The organism is Marinomonas pontica, assembly GCF_036322735.1.
Classification (GTDB): Bacteria; Pseudomonadota; Gammaproteobacteria; order Pseudomonadales; family Marinomonadaceae; genus Marinomonas; species Marinomonas pontica.
Genome location: NZ_AP027271.1, coordinates 3,459,159 through 3,483,747, shown reverse-complemented (window position 1 = coordinate 3,483,747; position 24,589 = coordinate 3,459,159). Strand labels below are relative to the sequence as shown.

The following is a 24,589-nucleotide window of genomic DNA, read 5'->3' as shown; positions in this document are numbered from 1 at the left end:
GAAATGAAAATGAAGAAAAAGTCCGTATCTGAATGGGTGAAAGCGGGTGACCCATGGGTGTGGCTAAACGCGGGCGCCGTGGCGATTTCCGTCATCATGGTAGTGGGTTTATTGCTGCTGATCGCCGTTCGTGGTTTAGGGCATTTTTGGCCTGCGGATGTGGTGGAATCTCATTACGCGCTTCCAGGTGAATCGGAATACAACATCGTGGCTGAGCGTGTTGAAAGTGTGGAAGTGCCAGCGGCGCAATTGCGTGAAGCGGGCATTGATATTCCTGACAACCATCAGTTAATGCAGCGTACTCTGATGAAAACCGGTAACCGTGACGTTTATGGTTCGGATTTTCGCTGGGTGATCGATGAATATCTGACAGAAACGAAACGACCAGAGATGCTGTTTACAGCAGAACGCCGTGAATGGGGTAACTTGTACGGTTACTTAAAAGCGGTGAAGGAAGACGGAAAAGTCGCATCTGAAACCAGCGATATAACGCCAACTGAGTCGGCGTTAGCGACATGGGCTGTGTTTGAAAAGAGCATTGCGCGTGCGGCTACGATTTTTGATGAAATCCATGAAATCGAAAAGACAGACATTGGTAAGATCAACTACGCGCTAGAGCGTATTCGATTGAAGCAGCGTCGCCTTGAGCTAGAAGGCAAGCTAACGCCAGCGGCAGAAGCAGACTTGGCGGTCGAGCGTAGCCAATACGACGAAGAGTACAAAGGCTTGCAACAAAGCTTGATCAATCTGTATTCACAAATTAACCGCGATACTTTCGTGGTTCAGGTGATGGACGGAACGGAGCATGAAATGCCCGTGGCTAAGATTGTTCATGCTTACCGTGCGAACGCGATGAACGTGGGTCAGAAAATGAGTTTCTACTTCACTAAGTTGTGGGAGTTCTTGTCTGACGAACCTCGTGAAGCCAATACAGAAGGCGGCGTGTTCCCTGCCATTTTCGGTACGGTAATGATGGTCTTGTTGATGACGGTTTTGGTGACGCCATTTGGTGTGGTGGCCGCGGTTTATCTGCGTGAATACGCGGCGCAAGGTTGGGTGACACGCGTTATTCGTATCGCGGTAAACAACTTAGCGGGCGTGCCTTCCATCGTATACGGTGTGTTTGGTTTGGGATTCTTTATTTACTTCTTAGGTTCTGGCATCGACCAAGCGTTCTTTCCTGAAGCCTTGCCGTCGCCGACATTTGGTACGGGTGGTTTGATGTGGGCATCTATCACTCTGGCGCTATTGACCGTGCCTGTGGTGATTGTGGCAACCGAAGAAGGTTTGTCACGTATTCCTCGAAATGTGCGTGAAGGCAGCTTGGCGTTGGGCGCAACGAAAGCCGAAACCTTATGGCGTGTTGTGTTGCCGATGGCCAGTCCTGCGATCATGACAGGGGTCATCTTGGCGGTAGCTCGTGCTGCGGGTGAAGTGGCACCATTGATGTTGGTGGGTGTGGTGAAATTAGCACCTTCTTTGCCATTAGATGGCAACTACCCTTATATCCATTTGGATCAGAAGTTCATGCACTTAGGCTTCCATATTTACGACGTGGGCTTCCAAAGTCCCAACGTAGAAGCCGCACGACCATTGGTCTATGCAACAGCGTTTTTACTTGTGTTGGTTATTGCTTTGTTAAACTTATCAGCAGTAACGATCCGAAACCATTTACGTGAAAAATACAAATCGCTGGAAATGTAAGCAGCGGGGAAGAGACGATTATGAGCGACGTTAAAACACACTCTATTGATATTTCAGCAATGCAGCGTAGCCAACAGGCATTGCGCATTGAAGACGAAGCGGTTTGCTTATCCGTAAACGATTTGCACCTATACTACGGTGAGAAAGAAGCATTGAAAGGGGTGAATATGATCATCCCTGAGAAAAAAGTAACGGCATTTATCGGGCCTTCTGGCTGTGGTAAATCGACTCTGTTGCGTTGCTTTAACCGTATGAACGATTTGGTTGATAGCTGCCGCATTACGGGTGAGATCAACCTTCATGACAACAACATTTACGCCAAAGGAACCGACGTGGCTGAGCTACGTCGTCGCGTGGGCATGGTATTCCAAAAGCCGAACCCATTCCCAAAAAGCATCTATGAAAACGTGGCGTACGGCCTTCGTATTCAAGGTATCAATAAAAAGCGTCTTTTAGACGAAACGGTTGAGTGGGCATTGCGTTCTGCGGCGTTGTGGGACGAAGTAAAAGACCGTTTGCACGAGAGTGCGTTAGGCATGTCTGGTGGTCAGCAGCAGCGTTTGGTTATTGCGCGTACTGTCGCGGTAAAACCTGAAGTATTGTTGTTGGATGAGCCTGCATCGGCGTTGGACCCTATTTCCACGTTGAAAATTGAAGAGCTGATTCACGAGCTGAAAAACGATTTCACCATCGCCATTGTGACGCACAACATGCAACAAGCGGCGCGTGTGTCTGATTACACAGCGTTTATGTATATGGGTGATTTGGTTGAGTTTGGTGACACGAACACCTTGTTCACGAATCCAAGCAAACAACAAACAGAAGACTACATCACGGGCCGCTACGGCTAGGCGGGGGACGCACTATGAAAGAATTAACAACGGATCATATTTCTCAGCAGTTCAACAACGAATTAGAACTGCTCCGCCAGCATTTTTTGACAATGGGTGGTGTGGTTGAGAACCAAGTTCAGGACGCGGTACAAGCGTTATTGGACGCCAATGGTTCTTTGGCAGAAGACGTGAAAAACCAAGACGCTACGGTCAATCAGCTGGACGGTTTGATCGACGAAGAATGCCGTCGTATCTTGGCAAAGCGCCAACCTGCTGCGTCGGATTTGCGCATGATTTTGTCGATCAGCAAAGCCGTAAGCGAGCTAGAGCGTATGGGCGATGAAGCGAAAAAGATTGCGAACTTGACGTTGAACTTGATCAACGAAGGTGAGTCTCCGCGTGGTTACGTTGAGATCAACCGAATTGGTCAAATGGTGACTCGCATGATTCACGATTCTTTGGACGCTTACGCTCGTTTAGACATCGATGCCGCGATCAAAGTCGCGAAACAAGACCGTGCGGTAGACCAAGAATACAACACAGCGATGCGTTCTTTGGTGACGTACATGATGGAAGATCCACGCAGTATTTCTCGTGTGATCAACGTGATTTGGGTGTTGCGTTCGTTAGAGCGTATCGGCGATCACGCGCGCCATACTTGTCAGCATTTGATCTTCATGGTGAAAGGCGTCGATGTACGTCATGTGAACGTGAACGATCTGGCGGGTGAAGTTGGTACCAAAAGCTAAGTAAATACCGACGCTGTTTCTTGGTGGCGAGTAAGCGACCAAGAAACAGCGTCCCCATAATTTCCTCCTCGTCTTTTCCTGTCTTTGTTATCATCGCTTTTTTGTTTTATTAGGTGCAAAAACCGATGTTTACTATAGAACCCCAGTCTACTGGCTCACTTGAAGAGTCTTACCAAGCGCTTAATACCCAATTGGCCGCGTTACTCAGTGGTGAGCGCGATTTCATTTGTAATGCCGCTCAATTCTCTGCGTTTGTGATGCAAACGGTAACGGACTTAAACTGGTCCGGTTTTTATTTTGCTCGTGGCGAAGAATTGGTGCTTGGGCCATACGTTGGCAAAGTGGCTTGCACTCGCATTCCCTTTGGTCGTGGCGTGTGTGGCAAAGCAGCAGAGACGTTACAAACTCAACGTATTGAAGACGTTCATGCCTTTGATGGGCACATTGCCTGTGATGCGGCGTCAGCCAGTGAAGTGGTTATTCCCCTCGTCATGGATGGCAAGCTGGTGGCGGTGTTTGATATGGACAGCCCACGGGTGAATCGTTTCTCTGAGACGGATCAAGCGGGACTAGAAAGCTTGGTGGCGACGTTTATGGACGCCACCGATTTTGCTTGGACGATCTAAGTTCGTTGATCAAGGTTAGGTAAAAAGGTCTGCCAGCGCATTGAGAGACGCTTGATGAAGGGCGGGAAGTTGATGGATGATGGGTTGAATGGCTTGTCCATCGTGCTGAATCGACGCCATTTCAATCTGTTGGCATTGTTCGGCGAACCGTCGTAATGCCATGTTTAAGCTGGCTGATTTGAGCGAGTGGCTGATGTCTCTTAATGCGTCGTAATTACGCTCTTCCCACGCCTGCAACAGCTGTGTCATTTTTTCATGGCTGTCGTCAATGAACTCCAACCGTATTTGGTCCATGGTGTCTTTTCCAATCAGTTGGGTTAGGGACTCTAAATGCTCATGATCAATCATGTTTACTCACCTATAGTGGCGTATTTTTACGGATTATTTTTTATTGGTTTTTTGATCGTTTTTTTAGATCGGTTAAAAGGCTGGTAATTAACCGCTCTAGTTGGCTTTGCGTCAATGGAAAATGCAGCGCTTTTACCGATGACTCTGGGTGGTTTATAGCCTGTGGATTGTAGCTCAATACCGGGCAAGCTCGGCTTTTCCATTGCTGTAAGGCGTCGTGACCATCGCGTTCAAATTTTGGGCTGTTACCCACAATAATAAGATCGCTGTTGTGGTTGTCTTGCAGGCTTCCGTCTTTGGCTAGAATGACGTCAAGCTGCAACGCCGTCAGCTGCAAACTGATGATTTTGGCAAGCTGTGGGTCGGTTTCTATGAGCAATATTTGCGTGTTTTCAGGCCACATTAAGGCGTTTTGCTTTGCGTCTTCTGGCTGCTTTTCTGGTACATAGAAGGGGATGTCTACCCAAAATTCACAGCCTTTTTGCGGCGCGCAGGAGAAATGCATTTCGCCTTGCATGAGGTACACCAGTTTGTGGCACAGTGCCAAATCCAAACCGACGGTGCTTGGCAGAGGCCCTTCTTTTTGCATAGGGAGGGTAGGGTTGGCTCTTAGGCTTTGCTGTAATTCATCGGGCATGCCTTGGCCTGTGTCTCTCAGGGCGATTTGCAACACGCGGATTTCGCTTATGCCAGACGGCAGTGGCAAAGACGGCGCAGCGGAGGCCGAAGGTCGAACTTGTAAGCTGATGCTGCCGGACGAGGTATGAGCAATGGCGTTTTTGACCAGCGCGACCAAGATCTCTTTGATTCTCATGAAGTCGACACTGATGTAAGGCGGCAGGGCTGGGTCAACATACACCATACTTTGCAGTCCTTTGCGAGCCATATGACCATCAAATTGCGTGAGACAATTTTCGATGTGCGGTTGCAGTCGCTCTGTGGTTTGCGTCAGCGTGAGTTTTTGGGCATCAATCAGAGACAAATCCGAGAGCATCTCGATGATTTGCAGTAGTTGATGCCCTGATTCTTCTATGTGTTTTGACAGCGCGGCGGTGTTATTGGGGGGAGTGGGATTGTTGAGTGCGCTGGCCGCTCCCAAAATCGCGTGGATAGGCCTACGTGTTTCTTGGTTAACGAACGCCAAGGTACGGGCTTTGTCTTCGTGTACCGCTTGAATATTGACGTTGAGAGCGTTATTTCGCCTAACAACGCGCTTGAGTTCGGAGACTCCTTTGATGATAAAAAAGCACAGACAAAACAAGCAAGCGAGCAACATGATCGACAACAGCTGAATGTCGTCTAAGTTCTTTTGCAGCTTTTGGTGTTGAGATGATATGTAGTTATTGCTTCCCTTGTTGACCAAGGTGACAAATTCATTGATCTGCGTATCGATGCTTTTGATTCTTTCCACCAAGGTGGGCAGATACGCAAAGTCGCCGCCTTCGATTTTTGACAGCTGAAAACTCAGTAATTCGAGTTCGCCATTAATGATATTGAGTAATCGCGTCGTACGGCCGCTTTCAAAGTTCCGTACCAAGGTCGCCACATCGCCTTCTCTTAGCAGGTCAACGCGGCTCATCAGCAGGTCATATTCAAAGAAAGCGTCACCGTTGAGTGACGTCGCTGTCTGGTCTAGCTCGATTAAATAGTTCAGAAAACGATAGGACTGCAATTGCAGCTGAAGGGCATTCCACAGCGCACTTTCAAACACGCGGCGGCTGTTGTTTTTCGAGCTGTCACTGGTGTGGGTAATGATGCTAAAGACCGCCAGCGTGATGACAATAACTAGGACAATAAAACCGTATAACAGCCATTGCTTAAAAACAGAGAGCCACATCTTTTTCTGAAACAGGCGCATGGATTACTCCGTTAAGACGATCGATTTGATGTGGGACACTTGCCAAATGGAGCGCCCATAAATTCGCTCTGACTTGAGCTCTTCGCGTTCGTCAAAAGGGTAGATCACCATGATGGGCCCAAGATTGCGCACACTGATTTCTCTGCCATCTTGGCGCGTCGCGAAAATCGCTCCATTGTCGAGAAAGTCGCTCAGGGGAACTTCGGTCATATATTGGTTGAGTGCGGTGATTTGCAACAAGGTGCCTGTGCTGCCTAAGTGGTCGAGTAAATCAACCGCAGAAAAGCCACGATAGGTGTGCAGTCCTTGCGTCCAAGGGGTGTGAGTGGTGATGGTATATTGAGGCAAGGCATCCAGCATGGCTAAATCAAATGTGGCGTTGAGTTTGGTGTTAATGGCGCCAGACACGGTCAAAATAACGCGACCTGTTGGCGTGTCGGCCATGTCCGCCGCCACTGTATTATTGGCCAAAATCAGTAACAAAAAAGAGAAAAGTAAACGCATAGTGGATCCCTAACACCCTTCAGAAAAAGAGAGTCAATGATAGACAAAAATGAGAGGTTTGTGGGCGAATACTAAGCGCAGATAACAGAACATTACAGTTAGGATACGAATACGCCGCGCTGAGAAGTCTCAGTGCGGCGTACAAGAAAGACCAAACCCGCTTATTAGGGAATGTCAGCCAAACGTGAGCAAGCGGCTTGGTGCTCGCTAGAGACGGCTTGCAAAATGGGTTTTTGCTGGGCACAACCTTCGTTTGCATGAGGACAGCGCGTGCGGAACACACAGCCTGAAGGCGGGCTAATGGGGGAAGGTAAATCGCCAGCTAAAAGCTCGATTTTCTTACCGCGTTCGATTTTAGGATCTGGCACAGGCACTGCAGACAGTAAGGCTTTGGTGTAAGGGTGGCGAGGATGATCGTACAGCGATTGCTTGCTGGCTAATTCCACCGCATTGCCCAAATACATCACCAAAACGCGATCTGAAATGTGTTTTACCACACTCAAATCATGGGCAATAAACACCAACGACAAGCCCATTTCCGCCTGCAACTCTTTCAACAAGTTTACGACCTGAGCTTGGATGGACACGTCCAACGCCGATACGGGTTCGTCACACACCACTAACTTCGGCTTGAGGATTAACGCGCGCGCAATGCCGATACGCTGACACTGACCACCAGAAAATTCATGCGGGTAGCGGTTGATCACGTTTGGCAATAAACCCACGCGATCCATGATGGCGCGAACCTCGGCTTTTACCGCTTCTTTTGATAATTCTGGACGAAAGGTTCTAAGCGGTTCTGCGATGATATCGCCCACAGTCATACGAGGATCCAGGGACGCCAAGGGATCTTGGAAGATCATTTGCAGCGCTTGGCGTTTGCTGCGCATTTGTTTTTTATCAAGATCCGTCAGGTCTTGTCCAAGCCAAACCACGTTGCCTTCCGTAATGGGCACAAGACGCAATAAAGCGCGTGCCAGTGTGGATTTACCACAACCGGATTCACCCACCACCCCAAGCGTTTCGCCAGCGTAAATGGTTAGATTAACGCCATCCACGGCTTTGAGTGCTTGGCCTTTTTCCCAAGGCCACGCGTTGTCTGATTTGATGTTGAAGTGAACTTTTAGATTGTTCACTTCCATTAATACCTTGCTGTTTGCAGTATTCATTAGGCGACCCACCCATCAACGGATTTATGACACGCTCGTAGTTGACCCGGTGCGAACTCTTGCAGTGACGGCATGCTTTCTCCACAGCGATCTTGAGCAAATTCACAACGTGCTTGAAATGGGCAGCCCGTTGGCAAATGCAGTAAGTTAGGTGGGTTGCCCGGAATCGTTGAAAGGTACTCGTCATTGGCATCTAGACGAGGAATGGCTTTAAGCAAGCCTTGTGTGTACGGATGCGTAGGACGATAGAACACGTCTTCGGCGCTGCCGTATTCCATGGTCTGGCCTGCGTACATCACGAGAACCTTATCGCATAAACCGGCGACCACGCCCAAGTCATGAGTGATCATAATGATGGAAGTATTGAAATCGTCTTTTAATTCGTTCAGCAAGGTCAGAATTTGAGCCTGTACGGTGACGTCTAGGGCGGTGGTTGGCTCATCGGCGATCAAGAGTTTAGGCTGGCACAATAACGCCATCGCAATCATCACACGCTGTCTCATGCCGCCAGAAAATTCGTGTGGATACATGTTCATGCGTTTGCGCGCTTCGGGCATTTTTACCGCGTCGAGCATCTTCACCGAGGCTTCAAAGGCTTCGGCTTTGCTCATGCCTTTGTGCAATATCAAAACTTCCATCAGCTGCTTGCCGACTTTCATGTAGGGATTCAATGAGGTCATTGGATCTTGGAAAATCATCGCGATTTCTTTGGAGCGAATGCGGTTCATGGCTTTTTCATTCAGGGTCAGAATGTTTTGCTCGTTAAAGCGCGCTTCCCCTTCAATCACGCCATTGCCCGCCAATAAGCCCATAAGAGCAAATGCGGTTTGGCTTTTGCCTGAGCCAGACTCGCCTACGATGCCGAGGGTTTCCCCTTGTGCTAGGGTGAAATTGAGGTCGTTCACCGCGGTCACAAACCCATCGGGTGTTCTGAAGTTCACTTTTAGGTTATTGACTTCTAATAACGTTTTTTTGGTTGATAAGTTCATAAGGCCTCCTTAGCGGTCTTTTGGATCAAGCGCATCGCGTAAGCCATCGCCGAGGAAGTTAAAACAAAACAGTGTCACGACTAGGAAACCAAGCGGCCAAGCCAATTGCCAGATGGCAATCTCCATGTTCTGCGCGCCTTCAGAAATCAACGCGCCCCAGCTGGTCATGGGTTCTTGAACGCCCAGCCCTAAGAAGCTAATAAAAGACTCTAGCAAGATCATGTTTGGTACCAACAAGGTGGCGTAAACGACAACGATACCGAGTACGTTTGGCACAATGTGGCGCAAGATGATTTTCGGCGTCGACACACCGCAAGCGTAAGCGGCTTCGATGTATTCTTTGTTTTTCAGGCTTAAGGTCTGACCACGAACGATCCGCGCCATGTCGAGCCACGAAATCGCGCCAATGGCGACAAAGATCAAAAAGATATGACGACCAAATAAGGTCATCAAAATGATCACGAAGAACATGAAAGGGAAAGAGTTCAGAATTTCTAAGAAACGCATCATCACGCTGTCAACGCGTCCACCAATGTAACCGGAGGCGGCACCGTAAAGTGTGCCAATGACAATCGCCACGGCGCTGCCCATGATGCCGACCAGTAAGGAAATTTGCCCGCCTTGCATAGTACGAACAAAAATATCGCGGCCTAATGTGTCGGTACCAAAGTAGTGACCGTTTTCAATGTTGGGACGTCCCAATACAGCGATGTCGGACAGCGCTTCCCAGTCGATATCGTCGTAATTCCATTGGCTGAAAAAAGGCCCCACTAACGCAATGGCCGCAATAATGGCCAGCACAATCAAGCTGGTCACGGCGGCATGGTTTGAAAAAAAACGACGGCGAGCGTCTTGCCATAAACTGCGGCCTTCGACTTCCACCACTTTTTCGGCGAACTGCTCGACGGCCTGAACCTTGTCTTTTGTAGTCATCATAATTGTGTGGCCTTAGTAGCGAATTTTCGGATCAATAACGGCGTATAAAATATCGACGACGGCATTGAACAAAATCGTCAATGTGCCGACCAAAATCGTCACACCCATCACCATGGAATAGTCACGATTCAATGCGCCATTGATAAAGTGCTGACCGATACCGCCGGTACCAAAATACACATCCACAATCACCGAGCCAGTAACAATGCCGACAAACGCTGGCCCAAGGTAGGAAATAACGGGCAGCATGGCAGGGCGCAAGGCGTGTTGAAAAATGATGCGGTATTTCGGCAAGCCTTTAGCGCGCGCGGTACGAATGAAGTTGGAGTGCATGGTTTCAATCATGCTGCCCCGTGTGATACGCGCGATTTGAGCAATGTAGCTGGTGGACATGGCAATGACCGGCATCACCAAGTAAGGCCACGCGCCACCATTCCAACCACCCGGAGGTAGCCAATGGTTATAAATGGAGAAAAATAGGATACACAAAGGAGCTAATACAAAGTTAGGTAACACAATGCCTAGGTTGGCAAAGCCCATGACGCTGTAATCCCACCATGAGTTTTGGCGCAATGCCGCGATAACACCACAACCGACACCGATCAACAGCGCAACAAGAAAGGACCAAATGCCGATCTCTGCCGACACGGGAAAGCTCTGCGCGATCAGCTCGTTAATGGTGAAATCTTTATAGCGAAAAGAGGGGCCTAAATCGCCCTGTAACAAACCGCCAAGGTAATAGAAATACTGATTAATGACGGGTTCGTCCAAATGGTATTTGGCGTTAATGTTGGCCAACACTTCGGGTGGCAGGGTGCGCTCGCTGGAAAATGGACTGCCAGGCGCAGAGTGCATTAAGAAAAAAGACACCGTGATTAAAATCAACAAGGTTGGGATGGCTTCTAAAATGCGTTTTGAAATAAATGTCAGCATAAAAATTACCGGATTAGACGCGTGTTTAGCGGCTAATGTTAGGAACCTGTAGGAAGTTCAAGAGAGGCTCAGCGGAGAACCGCTGAGCCTGTTTTTCAAGAGCAGATCGTTAGTGTTTGATGATGTACATATCGCGCACGTAAACGTTGTCTTCTGGGTTTGGCATGTAGCCGCCTAGGTAGCTTTTTACCAAACGTTTTTCGGTGTATTGGTAAATAGGCGCAACGGCCATGTCTTGCTCGATGGCGATTTCTTCTGCTTTGTTGTAGTTCGCCGCAGGGTGCTGCATGGTGCGCGCATCGTGCAATAGCTTGTCGTATTCCGTGTTGCTGTATTTACCGTCGTTATTACCGTGAGTGGTGGTTAAAAGATCCAGCATGGTAGACGCTTCGTTGTAGTCACCGATCCAGCCAGCACGCGCGACATCAAATTGCTGATGTTTTTTCGTTTCTAGGTAGGTTTTCCACTCTTGGTTTTCCAATGTGACGTTCACGCCCAAGGTTTTCTTCCACATTGATGCGATCGCAATGGCGATTTTCTTGTGGTTTTCGTTGGTGTTGTAAAGCAAGCTGAAAGACAGAGGGTTACTTTTCGTGAAGCCCGCTTCTTCTAACAGTTCTTTGGCTTTTTCATTACGCTCTTTTTGGGTCCATGTCGCGTATTCTGGGGTAGCAGGTGAAAAGTCGTTGACGACTTCTGGCGTGAAAGAGTACGCAGGAAGTTCACCTGTTCCCGTTACAAACTTAGTAATCACGTCTCGGTCAATGGCGTAAGACAAGGCTTTGCGCACGCGAACGTCGTTGTATGGCGCTTTGGTTGTGTTGTACTGGTAGTAATAAGTACCCAGTTTTGGCGTTACGACAACTTGATCCGGAATATCACGCATTAGTTGTTTAAAGTGGTCATTCGGGATCTCATAACTTAGATCCATTTGACCTGCTTGGAAACGTTTTAGCTCGGCGTTTGGCGATTCAATCGGCAAGTAAGTGACTTTGTTGATGATGGTTTTTGCGTCGTTCCAGTAGTGCTTGTTGCGAGTGAAGACCATTTTTTCGTTGACGATCCACTCGTCCATTTTGTACGCGCCGTTCGATACCATGTGTTCTGGTTTCGTCCAATCATCGCCCCATTTCTCAACTACCTTCTTCGGCACAGGGAACATAGTTTGATGCGAGGTCATTTTTACAAAGTAAGGCACAGGGCGTTCAAGTGAGACTTGAAATGTGTAAGCGTCGAGCGCTTTTACGCCAAGGGTTGAAGGCGCAGCGTCACCGGCAATGATTTTTGTTGCGTTGACGATGGATGGGATTTCCATGAACCACGCGTAAGGCGAGGCCAATGCAGGGTCAACCGCGCGCGTGAAGGCGTAAACAAAGTCTTCGGCTGTCACTGGGTCGCCGTTAGACCATTTTGCGTCTTTGCGAAGGTGAAATGTGTATTGTGTGTTGTCGGCGTTGACATCGTAGCTTGTGGCTACGCCTGGGATTTGGTTGCCGTCGCCATCTTGGTTGTACAAACCTTCGAACAAATCCTTGGAACGGATAGAGCCGGGCGTGCCTTCCATTTTTTGTGGATCAAGTGTTGCGGGCTCTGCGCCGCCGCCACGAACAAGTTCTTGTTTAGCGGCTAATTCTACGCCCGCTGGAACGTTGGCGGCGTGTGTTTGCATGGCGATCAATGAGGTTGCCAGAATCGCGCTGGCGAGTAGTGTTTTTTTCATTTTATGTGTATTCCTAATGTGAGTTGTTCTGTGTGCTCTTTTTTATAATGAGGCGCGATATCCGCACAGGTGGGTATTCGCCTTACATTTTCATAGTTCACCAATTCACTAAAGGTCACAATCGAAATTGCGTATCGCCCCATGCGTCTAATAAATGTCAGGTTGTTGAAAGGGGGGTTACATGGACGAGGTAAATCAACGCAAAGCATGAAGATAGAAAGGATTGCCATTATTGATAAGAGCGTTGTGGAGCCGTGAAAGCCAGCATGGTACTCTGGGTTTCTTGGTAAAATTTAGTTGAAAAAGGACATACGTTATTGTGATCACTCACCCATTTAAAGCAGCTGGGGCCTTTTTAAAAGCGTTTCCATTGGTTTTTTCAAAAGAGTTACGATTGTTTATTCTGGTGCCTTTATTGGCCAATTTTGTGCTAATGGGTCTGCTTTATATGGTGGCGTTTAGCTATTTTCAGACGTTGATGGATTCTGCGATGGGGTATTTACCAGAGTGGGTTTCGTTTTTGAATTGGCTGTTTTACCTCATTTTTGGCGCCATTATCAGTGTGCTTTTGTTCTACAGTTTTTCGGTCGGGGTGAACATTTTGGCCGCGCCGTTTATGGCGTTTTTGGCGGAAAAAGTAGAGGAAAAAGAGACGGGGAAAGTCTTTGACGAAACACTGTCCGCTGGTGCGTTGGCCGCTATTGTGGGGCGCAGTTTGCAGCGTGAGTGTCAGAAAATTTTGTATTTCTTGCCGCGTTTTGTCTTGCTGCTGCTGTTGTCTTTTATACCGTTGGTGAATGTCATTGCTCCGGTGTTGTTGTTGCTGTTTTCCGCATGGATGTTGTCGTTGCAATACATGGATTATGCGTTTGATAACAACAAGGTAAAGTTTCACGACATGAGAATGGCGTTACGTGCGAAACCGTTATTGTGCTGGACATTTGGTGGCATTGTGATGGTGTGCTTGACGATCCCGTTCTTTAATTTATTTGTGATGCCGATTGCGGTCGTGGCCGCTACGTTATTGTGGATTACGGTTTTTAGATCACAACATGGGGATTTTTCTGCCTTGTTAGATCGCTCGAAAGGAATGTTGTGATGTCATTAAAAATATTGGTTGTAGATGATGCTTCTTTTACTCGAGATTTGATACGACGGACTTTGCGTAAGCAATTTCCCGCGGTCGAGATTGATGAAGCGGTGAATGGTCGCAAAGCTCAGCAAATGTTGAACAAAACACAGTTTGATATTGTGCTTTGTGATTGGGAAATGCCCGAAATGACGGGGGTTGAATTGCTTAAATGGTGCCGCGAGCAGCCAAAATACAAAAAGGAAGATGTGCCTTTTGTGATGATCACCAGCCGTGGTGATAAAAGTCATGTGGTCGAAGCGGTTCAGTCTGGTGTGACGGATTATTTGGGTAAGCCGTTTTCCAGTGAGCAGTTGATCAATAAGGTGGTGTCTGCTGCGAAAAAACATGGCATTGAGCGTAAGTTGTCGTCGCAAAAACCGCGTGAATCTATTTCTCCTGGCGGCGTAAGCGCGGCATCGTTAGATGTCTTAATGGGCGCGGGTAAGGCAAGCCCTGTGCAGGCCACGAAGTTTACCAACCCAGATGCCCCCGCGGTGTCGGTAAAAGACGTTAAAGTGCCCACTTTGGTTCGCTTTGAAGGCAAACAGTTTCGCTGCATGATTGTTCAGTTTAGTAAAACCGAAGCGACCATGTTCATTAAAAGTGATGACGTGGTGCCGCAAGTATTGGGTCAAGCGGTTTTGGATTTGGAATTCGACGGTACGGTGAATCGTTTAAACTACTTTATTCAATCTGTGGCAACGACTGAGAAAAAGCCAGACTCGACTTTTTTAACCGTAGTGCTGGGTTTGATAGACCAAGACAGCGAGAAAGAAGCGTTTATCGCTCAGTTGTTCGACAGTTTGTAATGGCGTGATTGTGAGTAGATTGTCATTGCCCTGCCTTTGAGCGGACCGAAGGCAGGGCAAGAGTTTAGTTTGATATGTTGAGTGAGTCGTCTGTTTGGTTCTGGGTATTGTCGCTTTGAAAGGCGATGGCGGTCATGGCGTCATTGCGTGTCCGACTCGCGGGAAAGTGACAAGAGAATGTGCTGCCAAAACCTGGCTGGCTGCGTATTTGCAGTTTGGCTTCATGGTGCAAAAGAACATGCTTCACAATCGCTAGCCCGAGTCCCGTACCGCCCGTTTTTGAGCCTCGACCTTTGTCGACTCTAAAGAAGCGTTCTGTCAGTCTAGGGATGTACCTTGGGTCGATGCCAATACCGGTATCCTGAACTGAAAATACCCCATTAAATTCGCTGGATTCCCATTTCACCGTGATGTTACCGCCATCGGGCGAATACTTTACGGCGTTGACGATCAAATTAGAAAATGCGCTGTACAGCTCTTTGTAGGAGCCATATAGCCGTGCTTCTTCAGGGATATGAAGCTGTAGCGTATGCGAGTCGGTCAGAATTGGCCCCATGGCATTGGTGATGGCTTGAATAATGTCTGTGACCTTGTGCCACTGGTTTTCTTCGCGCTTATCATTGCTTTCTAAGCGTGACAACAACAGCAAATCTTCAATCAGCTGCTCCATACGCTCAGATTGTTCTGACATATTCACGATGCCTTTTTGCATGCTTTTTGGCAGGCTGTCTTTGAACATATCTAGGGTTTCTAAATACCCTTTGATCACGGTCAGCGGCGTTTTTAATTCGTGAGATGCGTTGGCCACAAAGTCTTTGCGCATTTGCTCCAGTAGGTGCAAGCGCGTCACATCACGTACAAAGATAAGGTGGTCATTTTTATCGTATAAGGTGGTTTGGATTTCCAAATACACGCCATCTTTGGCGGGCGATTTGATGACCAAGGGTTCACCAAAACGCTTTTGGCTGAAATAGCGGAAAAAGTCTGGGTTGCGGACGATATTGGTAATGACTTGTCCGCGATCAGCGTGGCGAACCAAGCCAAGAAAATGCCCAGCGGAGTTGTTCCACCATTCTAAATTGCCTTGGTTATCCGCCATGATTACGCCTTCTTTCAAGGCGGTTGTGGAGCTTTCGATACGGGTTAACGCTTGGCGCATTCGGCGCTTGGATTTGCGCTGTTTTTTCTGCAGACGGTAAACCGCATCAAACACTTCGCCCCAAATTCCGCGTGTTTCTGGGGGCGCTGCGCGACCTGAATGACGTAACCAGTTATGGAATTGATACAGTTGATACAGCTGCCAATACAAAGAGCCCAAAACGTACAGCAGCAAAACACCTAAGACTTGTCCGATAATAAAGCCAATAACAATGCAGGCCGCAAGACCTGCTAACCAAGTAATGATGGTGTTTCGCCAAACTGTTTTCATACGGACCTTTTTGCTGAGAAGCGGTAGCCTGTTCCTCGTACGGTTTGTATCAAGAAATCGTGCGTACTGCCTATGGCTTTGCGTAAACGACGAATATGGACATCAACGGTACGTTCTTCAACGTAGACGTTTCCACCCCATACTTGATCTAATAACTGAGCCCTAGAATACGCGCGCTCTTGGTGAGTCATCAAAAATTTGAGTAAACGGTATTCGGTAGGTCCCATCTCCAAAGGACGACTGCCAATGGTGACGCGTTGGCTAATCGGATCCAAGACCAATCCTTCTATTTCAATTGGTTCATCAACCCCTTGAGGCGTTGCGCGGCGTAGCACAGCTTTGAGTCGAGCAACCAACTCACGAGGTGAAAAAGGCTTGGTAATATAGTCGTCAGCGCCAACTTCTAGTCCTTGGATCTTGTTGTCTTCTTCACTTTTCGCGGTCAGTATAATGACCGGAATTTCTGCCGTCGTGGTGTCTTTTTTGAGTCGGCGAGTGAGCTCTATGCCACTGCCACCTGGCATCATCCAATCAACAAGGATTAGGTCAGGACGGTGATCCACAATAATTTCATGGGCTTGCTGAATGTTTTCTGCTTCCAGATACTCGTAACCCGCCATTTCAAGTGCAATGGCGATCATTTCGCGTATGGAAGACTCGTCGTCAATAATTAATACTTTTTTACCGGTCACAGGATTTATCCTCATCTCAGGAACGGTTTCATTAAAGCGACCTAATGTGACAATTTAGTTAAACTGTCACAACTTTGCCATATATTACATAAAATAGCTTAAAACCAAGCCTATAAAGACACAGTAACCAATCCGGTTATTGTCTAAAAAGGAGCGGAAGCAAGCTTGGCGATCGCGGTCCTTAGCTTGTTTAAACTGTTGATAAAAAAGCCCAATACACATTACGAGAGACACAAAGTATAGCCAATGGAGTTCGGCTAACACACCTATCCATGTCAATAAAGACAAGGTGAATCCCTGTAAACACACAATGATGAACAAATCGTAGCGTCCAAAGAGGATGGCGGTTGATTTGATGCCGATTTTTAGGTCGTCAGGGCGATCGGTCATCGCGTAATAAGTGTCGTAGGCGATTGTCCAAAAACAGTTTGCTACAAACAGCATCCACAGCTCTGGGTCGGTAAGTGCGCCACCTTGTGCACTGTAAGCCATTGGAATGGCCCAAGAAAAAGCCAAACCCAGAAAAAGCTGAGGCAGATGGGTGTATCGTTTCATGAATGGGTACAGAGCAGCAAGCCCCAAGCCGACAAATGACAGCAAAATGGTTTGTAGGTCGGTAAACAATACCAAGACAAAGCTTAATATCGACAGTACACCAAACAGTAAAAGCGCCTCTTTTTCAGACACTCGCCCCGATGGTAATGGTCGATTTTTAGTGCGATCTACAAAGCCATCAACTTTTCTGTCGGCGTAATCGTTAATGACGCAACCTGCTGAGCGCATGCTGAAAACGCCTAAGATAAAGATAATCACCAAATGCCATTGTGGCATGCCATCGGCCGCCAGCCATAAAGCCCACAGTGTTGGCCACATTAATAAAAATGAGCCAATTGGACGGTTAAAGCGGGTTAGTTCGGCGTAATCTTGCAGCTTGTTCATAAGAATCCAGACAAAGGTTTTACGTGGTTGAGTTCATCAAAAAATGCTTCATTGACCAAAATTCCTGGTCCAAATTGGTGAAACACGGAGCGCCGAGCCCAGACGGCTTGCGGTTGATGAGGGAACATGGATTTTGGCAGTTGTGTTATTTCAATGCCACTGCGAATCAAGGCGCGATGCTGAAATAGATAGCCGCCCAAAGGCTTGTCTTGCAGGTGTTTGACTTGGCGCCAATGACCTTTTAAAGACTGAGCAGGAATAATGGATCGGGCGTAGATCAGAGGGATGCCATCGACTTTTAGCAACACGGTACGAATTCTGGCGGCTTCTCTTGGGCGCAGTTTAAGGCGCTTTTTCTCTCTCGCTGTTGGTGTTCCCCATGAGTCTTCTAAGACCTCGACAGTGAGTGTGCCAAGGCATTTAAGGCGAGCGGTGAGAGAATCATGAGTAATAAGCCAAGGCCATAAATTCTGCGTAACCTTTACTTTGTTAACACGATGTACCGGTGCCCAGCGATAGTCGAATTGCTGGGCGGCAGACGCGTTCATGACCGCTTTTTTCTTCACTGTCATACGAAAGGTTATGCGTTCATTTTGTTGATTAGGGCGACCATTTTGTGCAGCTCTGCTGATTTTTGGTAAATCTGATCTCGGCAGGACTCAGCTTCTTCAAGCGATAACCCTATTTCTAATAAGACGGACGGCTCAATTGTACCGTTATGGCGCAATTGATAGGAGACATACAGCAGCTTGGCTAGCATGGCGTGTTCTCCATAATAATGTGGTTTTTTGCTGTAGCGAATGGCCATCCAAATATTGTCTGGTAAGCTCCAGTAACGCAGCAGCCAAGACCCAAGTTGTTCTTTGGTGAAATGCAGAATCTGCATCTCAATGACGTCGGAAGGCAAGTGAGCATTGGCTTCTTGATAGCGAGACAAAATCGAAAAATGCGGCGGTAAAATGGTGCTAATGGCCAAATAACCAAAGTTATGAAGCAAGCCTGCAAGGTAAGCGTGGCCTAGCTTTGGTCGATCCTGAACGGGCATAGATTTAACCAACGCCTCCATCAACACAGCATTGGAGACAGAATCCAGCCAAAAATCTTCGTAATGTCGAGGGCCATCTTCTGGTGCTTGGAACGCGTTGCCCATAGACAGGCCTAGCGCGAGGTTCATCACCATGTCAAAACCGAGAACACGAATAATAGCGTCTTCGACCGATTCAATAGAACCCGGAGCGCCGTAATAGGGCGACGATGCCCAGCTAATGACTTGCGCGGCTAAGCTTGGATCTAATGCAATCACTTCGCACAGCTCGTCCGTGCCAGCGGATTTATCGGTCGACAGGCGAATAATGCGGTGTGAAGACGCGGGCAATGGCGGGATTTCTAGGGTTTCTTCGATGCGCTGTTTCAATCGAATGGATTGAAAACGCCCGAGTGCTTCTAAAATTTGTTCTTCGTCGTCTTCGTGATTTTCTACGGAAGGCTTAATGAGTTGAGCGTTAATCGAGATGTTTTCGAATCGGTTCAAAGGACCGGAGAACATATTTTCCAATTCGGCGGAGGTGATGTTGCGATATTGTCCACCGACCTTGGTGCGAATTGAAAAGACAGATTCTTTCAACATGCTGGCTTCGAGCAGAGTGTTCACGCTGTTCGGCTTGATTAATGGGTCGCCAGAAACATGGTAGTGGTTTACAGGCTCAAAGCGACGTTTGGTGATACGAGACACCGCTGAGATATCTAGCATATTGCTTTCAGGAAAAATAACCTGCAAACGACCTGTGTGGTCGGCTAAATGCACCACACGAAGTTTTTGAGCTGGCTGAAGGTTAATGGAGGCTTCCATGATATTTCCTGTAATGAATGACGACGATAAAAAAAGCCCCAATAAGGGGCTTTGAGAATATAACAGATTTTAAGTTTCAGTTCTGAATACTAAGTGATTAGTGATTCAAAATTTGGCTTAAGAACATCTGAGTACGGTCGTGTTGAGGATTTTCGAAGAACTCGTGAGGCTCGTTAGCCTCGACAATCTCACCGGCATCCATGAACACAACGCGGTCAGCGACGGTTTTAGCAAAGCCCATTTCGTGTGTTACACACACCATGGTCATGCCTTCTTCCGCTAGCTGAACCATGACGTCCAATACTTCTTTGATCATTTCAGGGTCAAGTGCAGAAGTTGGCTCATCAAACAGCATGATGCGAGGCTGCATGCACAAACCACGAGCGATCGCCACACGTTGCTGTTGACCACCAGATAACTGGCCTGGATATTTCAATGCTTGGTTAGCGATTTTTACGCGTTCCAAGTAATGCATCGCCATTTCTTCCGCTTGCTTTTTAGGCGTTTTACGAACCCAAATTGGCGCCAATGTCAGGTTTTCTAAAATGGTTAGGTGAGGGAACAAGTTAAAGTGTTGAAACACCATGCCCACGTCTTTACGGATCGCTTCGATGTTTTTCAAGTTGTTGTTCATCTCAACACCATCGACCAAGATCGTGCCTTTTTGGTGCTCTTCAAGACGGTTGATACAACGCGTCATGGTGGATTTACCAGAACCAGAAGGACCACACACAACAATGCGCTCGCCTTTTTTGATGCTGAAATTTATGTTCTTTAGTACATGAAAATCGCCGTACCATTTGTTTACATCGTTAAATTCGATGATTGCTTCTTCGCCCTGCGCTAGTTGGGCACGAGCCATATTTGTATCTGTCATAATAAAGACCTCAAATTCTTAACTAATTTCGCTTGTGCCCAGTTTCTAACTTACGCTCGAGAGCCATACTATAACGTGACATACCAAAGCAGATAGCCCAATAGATAAAGCCTGCAAAAGCATAACCTTCAACCGTTGTCCCTAGCCAGTTTGAGTCATGGTTAGCGGCTTGGATTCGACCTAAGAAGTCAAACATACCAACGATGTATACTAGGGTTGTGTCTTTGAACAAAGCAATGAAGGAGTTCACGATACCCGGAATAACCAGCTTTAGAGCTTGTGGCAAAATCACAAGAATCATCGACTGCCAATAGGTTAATCCCATGGCATCAGCGGCTTCATATTGTCCTTTTGGAATGGCTTGTAAACCACCACGTACTACTTCGGCCATGTAAGCGGCAGAGAATAGCGTGATACCAATCAGTACACGCAACAACTTGTTGAAATTCAGGCCTTCCGGCAAGAACAATGGAATCATTACGGACGCCATGAACAAGATGGTGATTAACGGTACCGCACGAATGGTTTCGATAAAGACCACACACACAGACTTTGCAATGGGCATCTCAGAACGTCGACCAAGCGCGAGCACAATCCCTAATGGGAACGACGCCACAATACCGATCACACCGAGCAGTACGGTAAGGAAAAGACCACCCCACAAAGAGGTTTCTACTTTTTCTAGGCCGAACACACCGCCAGCAAACAAAAAGTAAGCCACGATCGGATACACCACGATAATCGCGATAGAAAGGTACAGTTTATTGACTGCCTTGATAGCAAACGCACCGACCATCAATACCAGCATAATGACCGCTAAATTGATGCGCCACGTTTCAGCTTCTGGGTATAAACCATACATAAACTGATCGAAATAGACGGCTATAAAGGCCCAACATGCGCCACCAGCCGTACAAGATGCCTTAGAAGTCCCTTCCCACGTTGCATCTATGAATGCCCATTGTATAACTGGAGGCAGCAACAAATAGATAACATAAGCGCTAAAGAACGTGAGAAAGATATTCAGCGGGGACGAAAATAGATTTTGACGAACCCACGCGACAGCCCCAACAGACGTCACTGGTGGTGGAAGGCTAGGGGACGGTTTAAATATAATAGTCATGATTTACCTCCTAGCGCTCTACTAATGACATTTTGTTGTTGTACCAGTTCATGAATACCGAAATCGATAGACTTAATGAACCATACACCAACATACAAAGACCAATGGTTTCAATCGCCTGACCTGTCTGGTTAAGCGTTGTGCCCATTACCACCGCAACTAACTCTGGGTAAGCAATGGCGGCGCCCAAAGAGGAGTTCTTCGCTAAGTTCAAGTACTGACTGGTCAGAGGTGGAATAATGACACGTAAAGCTTGAGGTAAAACGATGAGTCGCTGAGTAAGATTGTCACGCAATCCCAAAGAGCGAGCCGCTTCGGTTTGTCCCCAGTTTACAGACAATATGCCTGCACGAACGATTTCAGCGATAAACGCACCAGTATAGGTAGATAGCGCCACCAATACGGCGACAAATTCTGGTGGTAACACCATTCCGCCGGTTACGTTAAAACGACTTTTCTGTGGTAGATCAAACTCAATTGGAAATCCTGCGATGGCCAAGAATAGGAATGTGATCCCTACAATCAAGCCAAGAGAAGACCAATACGCTGGGAACCACAAACCGGTTCTAGTTTGACGCTTTTTAGCCCAAATAATAAGGCCAACCGCGGCGGCGATTGAAAGGAAAAAGCCAAAAATAACCAAACCAAATCCATCTTGAGTGATTGGATTCGGAGAGTAAATACCACGTTTGTTCAGTAAAAAGTCAGCAAATTCGTAACTGTCACGTGGCGCTGGCAGTGCCGCAAGAACCGCAAAATACCAAAAGAACATTTGCAGCAGCAATGGAATGTTACGCAAGGTTTCAATATAAACCGTAGCCAAACGTGCCACTAACCAGTTTTTTGATAATCGTGCCAAGCCCATGACGATGCCAATCACGGTGGACAAAATTATCCCCAATAAGGAAATAACAAACGTATTGATGAGGGCAACAACAAACGCGCGTCCGTAAGTATTGGCTTCAGTGTATTCAATAAGGTGAATAAGGATTGGAAAGCCAGCAGGTTCATTGAAAAAGGCAAAACCTGTAGAAATTCCTCGGTTGTCTAAGTTGGCTTGTAGGTTGCTAAATAGGTAGTAACCCGCAAAAACCACCATAGCCAGCAGCACAATTTGAAAGATCATGGCACGAGTGCCAGCATCATTCAAAAGGCTGTTATTACTAGGATTAGTATTTTCGCTCATCTTGGTTCAGGCAATTAAATGCTCGTCAGATGTGTAAGAAAGGGGGGAGAAACTCAGCGGCTGTTATGTAGCCGCTGAGCAAATACCCAAGCAGGTAGGTCGCTTTAGGTATTAACGAACTGGTGGCGCATACATGATGCCGCCCGCTTCAGTCCATAGTGCATTCAGACCACGTGGAAGATCTACAGGAGTAGATGGACCAACGTTACGTTCGAACACTTCACCGTAGTTACCTACTTGAGCGATAACGTTATAAGCCCAATCTGCTGGTAGACCTAGCTGAGCACCCATATCGCCTTCAACACCTAGTAGACGTTTGATGCCTGGGTCTGTTGTTTCGCTCTTGATCTTAGCCACGTTTTTAGACGTGATGTTCATTTCTTCCGCGTTAACTTGAACGAACATGGCCCAAGTTACGATGTCTTTCCACTGGTTGTCGCCGTGACGAACGACAGGACCTAATGGTTCTTTAGAAATAGTTTCTGGCAAGATCACGTGTGCAGATGGATCGGCTAGTTTTGTACGGTGAGCCGCTAGACCAGATTTATCTGTAGTGTATACATCACAACGACCAGAGTCATAAGCCGCTAACGCTTCGTCAGCTTTTTGTACGACAACAGGAACGTAAGACATTTTGTTCTTACGGAAGAAGTCCGCCATGTTCAATTCAGTCGTAGTACCCTGCTCAGTACACACTGTTGCACCAGCAAGTTCTAATGCTGAGTTAACACCCAAATCTTTACGAACCATGAAGCCTTGACCGTCGTAGAAGTTAACCGCGGTGAAGTCTAGACCTAGAGACGCATCACGCGTGTAAGTCCACGTTGTGTTACGAGCAAGAACATCGATTTCACCAGACTGTAGTGCTGTGAAACGTTCTTTCGCTGAAAGAGGGGTGAATTTTACTTTTTGGCCGTCGCCAAAGATAGCGGCAGCAGTAGCACGACATGCGTCAACGTCGATGCCTGACCAGTTACCTTTATCGTCTGCATTTGAGAAGCCTGGAACACCAGTACTAACACCACATTGAACAAAACCTTTAGCTTTCACGTCATCTAACGTTGCAGCAGCTGCGCCAGCACTGATAGTTGCAGCGATCGCGGCAGTCGAAAGTAATTTAGTAACATTCGATTTCATTGTATTGAGCCTCCCAGGCGTTTTATATATGTTGTTATCTTGCTGAATTTTACAGTTCAGAATTGTAATCTCAGTATTTATTGTCTAAGCAAATTTGATGCCAACATGTAATTATTCTTGTTGTAGGGTATATGCAGACGATTCCTCTAAAAGATCGCCACATCCCCCTATAGAATTACTCTTTTGAAGTGTAGTCAAGGATAAAATCTCATCTCTATGATAGGAAATGCGCATTTATTACACTTTTTTTGTTGAAAAAGCACAATGAGCTCATTAAAAAAAACGGAATGCATTTCTTCTGAATGTCAGAGTTCATGAGGGTTTCAAAGCATCTGAAATTCTATCGATGCACGCAAACAGGGCGCTTTTAACTTTTTTGTAAGTATTTATTGCTAAAAGTTAAATTTATGCATTCTTTTGGTGCGCCGATGAATTTTGTTGTGCTTTATTTGAATAACCTTACGCAATATATTGAATAAAGCACTTTCCATAATTTGCAATCTGCATGGTAGACTTGGACATTACTTGAAGGCATGTAAGGAGATCCATACCAGATGGATAACTCAGCAAAACCCCTTGATCGCTTAGACAAAAAAATTCTTCGTGAGCTGCAAATCAATGGTCGCTTATCAAATGTGGAGTTGGCGAGTCGCGTTGGACTGAGTGCCACGCCTTGTTTAGAGCGTGTGCGTCGTTTGGAGCGTAACGGTTACATTACCGGTTATTGCGCGCTCGTTAATCCCAAAAAAGTAGACGCTGGATTGCTTGTGTTTGTTGAGATTCGCCTTAAAACAACATCCCCTGAAGGCTTCAATGAATTCAAAGCCGCTGTGACTGAAATTCCAGAAATACTAGAGTGCCATCTCATTGCTGGGGACTTTGAATATCTGTTAAAAGCGCGCGTATCGAATATGGATTCGTATCGTCTTTTGCTTGGTGAGACGTTGTTAACATTGCCGCACGTTCGTGAATCTCGTACTTATGTCGCAATGGAAGAAGTGAAAAGCACCACCGTGGTCAATATTCCCTAGTTCCCCCATTTTTTTA

The 24,589-nt window shown here is 47.0% G+C and carries 24 protein-coding genes; 7 read left to right on the top strand and 17 right to left on the bottom strand.

The features are described from left to right. Window positions 1-3: 3 nt before the first annotated feature. The 4 genes from pstA to AABA11_RS16380 all read left to right on the top strand — a co-directional run bounded on the left by pstA (window position 4) and on the right by AABA11_RS16380 (window position 3,912). Window positions 4-1,704: a phosphate ABC transporter permease PstA gene (gene pstA, locus AABA11_RS16395; RefSeq protein WP_265727415.1), complete on the top strand. Its 1,701-nt coding sequence runs from the start codon at window positions 4-6 to the stop codon at window positions 1,702-1,704. Window positions 1,705-1,724: 20 nt separating this feature from the next. After that, complete coding sequence (pstB, locus tag AABA11_RS16390) at window positions 1,725-2,555, top strand: phosphate ABC transporter ATP-binding protein PstB (RefSeq protein WP_338269538.1); 831 nt, start codon at window positions 1,725-1,727, stop codon at window positions 2,553-2,555. A gap of 14 nt (window positions 2,556-2,569) precedes the next feature. Beyond that, window positions 2,570-3,286: a phosphate signaling complex protein PhoU gene (gene phoU, locus AABA11_RS16385; RefSeq protein ID WP_265727414.1), complete on the top strand. Its 717-nt coding sequence runs from the start codon at window positions 2,570-2,572 to the stop codon at window positions 3,284-3,286. Between the two features lie 125 nt (window positions 3,287-3,411). Continuing rightward, the gene (locus tag AABA11_RS16380) at window positions 3,412-3,912 is read left to right on the top strand and encodes a GAF domain-containing protein (RefSeq protein ID WP_265727413.1); all 501 of its coding nucleotides are present in this window, start codon (window positions 3,412-3,414) and stop codon (window positions 3,910-3,912) included. Window positions 3,913-3,927: 15 nt separating this feature from the next. Here AABA11_RS16380 and AABA11_RS16375 read toward each other — a convergent pair whose 3' ends face one another. The 8 genes from AABA11_RS16375 to AABA11_RS16340 form a co-directional block, all read right to left on the bottom strand. Beyond that, complete coding sequence (locus AABA11_RS16375) at window positions 3,928-4,260, bottom strand: Hpt domain-containing protein (protein WP_265727412.1); 333 nt, start codon at window positions 4,258-4,260, stop codon at window positions 3,928-3,930. A 40-nt stretch (window positions 4,261-4,300) separates the two neighbouring features. Beyond that, on the bottom strand, window positions 4,301-6,118 hold the full coding sequence (locus AABA11_RS16370; protein ID WP_338269534.1) for a sensor histidine kinase: 1,818 nt from the start codon (window positions 6,116-6,118) through the stop codon (window positions 4,301-4,303). Between the two features lie 3 nt (window positions 6,119-6,121). After that, on the bottom strand, window positions 6,122-6,622 hold the full coding sequence (locus tag AABA11_RS16365; protein WP_265727410.1) for a putative pterin-binding protein: 501 nt from the start codon (window positions 6,620-6,622) through the stop codon (window positions 6,122-6,124). Between the two features lie 164 nt (window positions 6,623-6,786). Then, complete coding sequence (oppF, locus tag AABA11_RS16360) at window positions 6,787-7,791, bottom strand: murein tripeptide/oligopeptide ABC transporter ATP binding protein OppF (protein ID WP_338269532.1); 1,005 nt, start codon at window positions 7,789-7,791, stop codon at window positions 6,787-6,789. Further along, window positions 7,791-8,780, bottom strand: coding sequence for an ABC transporter ATP-binding protein (gene oppD / locus AABA11_RS16355; protein ID WP_338269530.1), 990 nt, complete (start codon window positions 8,778-8,780; stop codon window positions 7,791-7,793). Before oppD ends, oppF begins: the two co-directional genes overlap by 1 nt. 9 nt (window positions 8,781-8,789) lie before the next feature. Then, complete coding sequence (oppC, locus tag AABA11_RS16350; protein ID WP_265727407.1) at window positions 8,790-9,716, bottom strand: oligopeptide ABC transporter permease OppC; 927 nt, start codon at window positions 9,714-9,716, stop codon at window positions 8,790-8,792. A gap of 12 nt (window positions 9,717-9,728) precedes the next feature. Beyond that, on the bottom strand, window positions 9,729-10,649 hold the full coding sequence (gene oppB / locus AABA11_RS16345) for an oligopeptide ABC transporter permease OppB (protein ID WP_338269527.1): 921 nt from the start codon (window positions 10,647-10,649) through the stop codon (window positions 9,729-9,731). Between the two features lie 109 nt (window positions 10,650-10,758). Next, complete coding sequence (locus tag AABA11_RS16340; RefSeq protein WP_338269525.1) at window positions 10,759-12,369, bottom strand: peptide ABC transporter substrate-binding protein; 1,611 nt, start codon at window positions 12,367-12,369, stop codon at window positions 10,759-10,761. Window positions 12,370-12,688: 319 nt separating this feature from the next. On the opposite strand from AABA11_RS16340, the gene cysZ reads away from it, so the two are divergent. Further along, window positions 12,689-13,468, top strand: coding sequence for a sulfate transporter CysZ (gene cysZ, locus AABA11_RS16335; RefSeq protein WP_265727404.1), 780 nt, complete (start codon window positions 12,689-12,691; stop codon window positions 13,466-13,468). Continuing rightward, window positions 13,468-14,310 carry a response regulator gene (locus AABA11_RS16330; protein WP_338269523.1) on the top strand — a complete coding sequence of 281 codons (843 nt, stop codon included), beginning with the start codon at window positions 13,468-13,470 and terminating at the stop codon, window positions 14,308-14,310. The genes cysZ and AABA11_RS16330 overlap by 1 nt, the downstream gene beginning before the upstream one ends. Before the next feature lie 64 nt (window positions 14,311-14,374). Here the strand turns inward: AABA11_RS16330 and phoR are convergent, their stop codons facing one another. From phoR to AABA11_RS16285, 9 genes are all read right to left on the bottom strand, one after another. Beyond that, the gene (gene phoR, locus AABA11_RS16325; RefSeq protein WP_338269520.1) at window positions 14,375-15,739 is read right to left on the bottom strand and encodes a phosphate regulon sensor histidine kinase PhoR; all 1,365 of its coding nucleotides are present in this window, start codon (window positions 15,737-15,739) and stop codon (window positions 14,375-14,377) included. Next, entirely contained in the window at window positions 15,736-16,431 is a 696-nt protein-coding gene (gene phoB / locus AABA11_RS16320) for a phosphate regulon transcriptional regulator PhoB (RefSeq protein WP_338269518.1), read from the bottom strand. The genes phoR and phoB overlap by 4 nt, the downstream gene beginning before the upstream one ends. A gap of 84 nt (window positions 16,432-16,515) precedes the next feature. Next, window positions 16,516-17,370, bottom strand: a complete 855-nt coding sequence (gene ubiA, locus AABA11_RS16315; RefSeq protein ID WP_338269516.1) for a 4-hydroxybenzoate octaprenyltransferase — start codon at window positions 17,368-17,370, stop codon at window positions 16,516-16,518. Continuing rightward, window positions 17,367-17,942, bottom strand: a complete 576-nt coding sequence (locus AABA11_RS16310; protein WP_265727460.1) for a chorismate--pyruvate lyase family protein — start codon at window positions 17,940-17,942, stop codon at window positions 17,367-17,369. Before AABA11_RS16310 ends, ubiA begins: the two co-directional genes overlap by 4 nt. An 8-nt stretch (window positions 17,943-17,950) precedes the next feature. Next, a complete protein-coding gene (locus tag AABA11_RS16305; protein ID WP_265727461.1) occupies window positions 17,951-19,219 on the bottom strand; it encodes an HDOD domain-containing protein in 1,269 nt (422 codons plus the stop codon). A gap of 97 nt (window positions 19,220-19,316) precedes the next feature. Continuing rightward, complete coding sequence (locus AABA11_RS16300) at window positions 19,317-20,096, bottom strand: amino acid ABC transporter ATP-binding protein (RefSeq protein ID WP_322783802.1); 780 nt, start codon at window positions 20,094-20,096, stop codon at window positions 19,317-19,319. A gap of 22 nt (window positions 20,097-20,118) precedes the next feature. Then, the gene (locus AABA11_RS16295) at window positions 20,119-21,219 is read right to left on the bottom strand and encodes an amino acid ABC transporter permease (RefSeq protein ID WP_265727462.1); all 1,101 of its coding nucleotides are present in this window, start codon (window positions 21,217-21,219) and stop codon (window positions 20,119-20,121) included. Between the two features lie 10 nt (window positions 21,220-21,229). Continuing rightward, window positions 21,230-22,405 carry an amino acid ABC transporter permease gene (locus AABA11_RS16290; RefSeq protein ID WP_265727463.1) on the bottom strand — a complete coding sequence of 392 codons (1,176 nt, stop codon included), beginning with the start codon at window positions 22,403-22,405 and terminating at the stop codon, window positions 21,230-21,232. Between the two features lie 111 nt (window positions 22,406-22,516). After that, window positions 22,517-23,542, bottom strand: coding sequence for an amino acid ABC transporter substrate-binding protein (locus AABA11_RS16285; protein WP_265727464.1), 1,026 nt, complete (start codon window positions 23,540-23,542; stop codon window positions 22,517-22,519). Window positions 23,543-24,096: 554 nt separating this feature from the next. Between AABA11_RS16285 and lrp the strand changes: the two genes are divergently transcribed. Next, window positions 24,097-24,573, top strand: a complete 477-nt coding sequence (gene lrp / locus AABA11_RS16280; RefSeq protein ID WP_265727465.1) for a leucine-responsive transcriptional regulator Lrp — start codon at window positions 24,097-24,099, stop codon at window positions 24,571-24,573. The last annotated feature ends 16 nt before the right edge of the window (window positions 24,574-24,589 follow it).

Bases quoted from the DNA above. Each gene is read 5' to 3' on its own strand.
- AABA11_RS16310 (WP_265727460.1), bottom strand. From the start codon at position 17,942: ATGACAGTGAAGAAAAAAGCGGTCATGAACGCGTCTGCCGCCCAGCAA.
- AABA11_RS16380 (WP_265727413.1), top strand. From the start codon at position 3,412: ATGTTTACTATAGAACCCCAGTCTACTGGCTCACTTGAAGAGTCTTAC.
- AABA11_RS16285 (WP_265727464.1), bottom strand. From the start codon at position 23,542: ATGAAATCGAATGTTACTAAATTACTTTCGACTGCCGCGATCGCTGCA.
- phoU (WP_265727414.1), top strand. From the start codon at position 2,570: ATGAAAGAATTAACAACGGATCATATTTCTCAGCAGTTCAACAACGAA.
- AABA11_RS16305 (WP_265727461.1), bottom strand. From the start codon at position 19,219: ATGGAAGCCTCCATTAACCTTCAGCCAGCTCAAAAACTTCGTGTGGTG.
- oppB (WP_338269527.1), bottom strand. From the start codon at position 10,649: ATGCTGACATTTATTTCAAAACGCATTTTAGAAGCCATCCCAACCTTG.
- pstA (WP_265727415.1), top strand. From the start codon at position 4: ATGAAAATGAAGAAAAAGTCCGTATCTGAATGGGTGAAAGCGGGTGAC.
- oppC (WP_265727407.1), bottom strand. From the start codon at position 9,716: ATGATGACTACAAAAGACAAGGTTCAGGCCGTCGAGCAGTTCGCCGAA.
- AABA11_RS16295 (WP_265727462.1), bottom strand. From the start codon at position 21,219: ATGACTATTATATTTAAACCGTCCCCTAGCCTTCCACCACCAGTGACG.
- lrp (WP_265727465.1), top strand. From the start codon at position 24,097: ATGGATAACTCAGCAAAACCCCTTGATCGCTTAGACAAAAAAATTCTT.
- ubiA (WP_338269516.1), bottom strand. From the start codon at position 17,370: ATGAACAAGCTGCAAGATTACGCCGAACTAACCCGCTTTAACCGTCCA.
- AABA11_RS16290 (WP_265727463.1), bottom strand. From the start codon at position 22,405: ATGAGCGAAAATACTAATCCTAGTAATAACAGCCTTTTGAATGATGCT.
- pstB (WP_338269538.1), top strand. From the start codon at position 1,725: ATGAGCGACGTTAAAACACACTCTATTGATATTTCAGCAATGCAGCGT.
- AABA11_RS16370 (WP_338269534.1), bottom strand. From the start codon at position 6,118: ATGCGCCTGTTTCAGAAAAAGATGTGGCTCTCTGTTTTTAAGCAATGG.
- AABA11_RS16340 (WP_338269525.1), bottom strand. From the start codon at position 12,369: ATGAAAAAAACACTACTCGCCAGCGCGATTCTGGCAACCTCATTGATC.
- oppF (WP_338269532.1), bottom strand. From the start codon at position 7,791: ATGAATACTGCAAACAGCAAGGTATTAATGGAAGTGAACAATCTAAAA.
- AABA11_RS16375 (WP_265727412.1), bottom strand. From the start codon at position 4,260: ATGATTGATCATGAGCATTTAGAGTCCCTAACCCAACTGATTGGAAAA.
- phoR (WP_338269520.1), bottom strand. From the start codon at position 15,739: ATGAAAACAGTTTGGCGAAACACCATCATTACTTGGTTAGCAGGTCTT.
- AABA11_RS16300 (WP_322783802.1), bottom strand. From the start codon at position 20,096: ATGACAGATACAAATATGGCTCGTGCCCAACTAGCGCAGGGCGAAGAA.
- oppD (WP_338269530.1), bottom strand. From the start codon at position 8,780: ATGAACTTATCAACCAAAAAAACGTTATTAGAAGTCAATAACCTAAAA.
- AABA11_RS16365 (WP_265727410.1), bottom strand. From the start codon at position 6,622: ATGCGTTTACTTTTCTCTTTTTTGTTACTGATTTTGGCCAATAATACA.
- AABA11_RS16330 (WP_338269523.1), top strand. From the start codon at position 13,468: ATGTCATTAAAAATATTGGTTGTAGATGATGCTTCTTTTACTCGAGAT.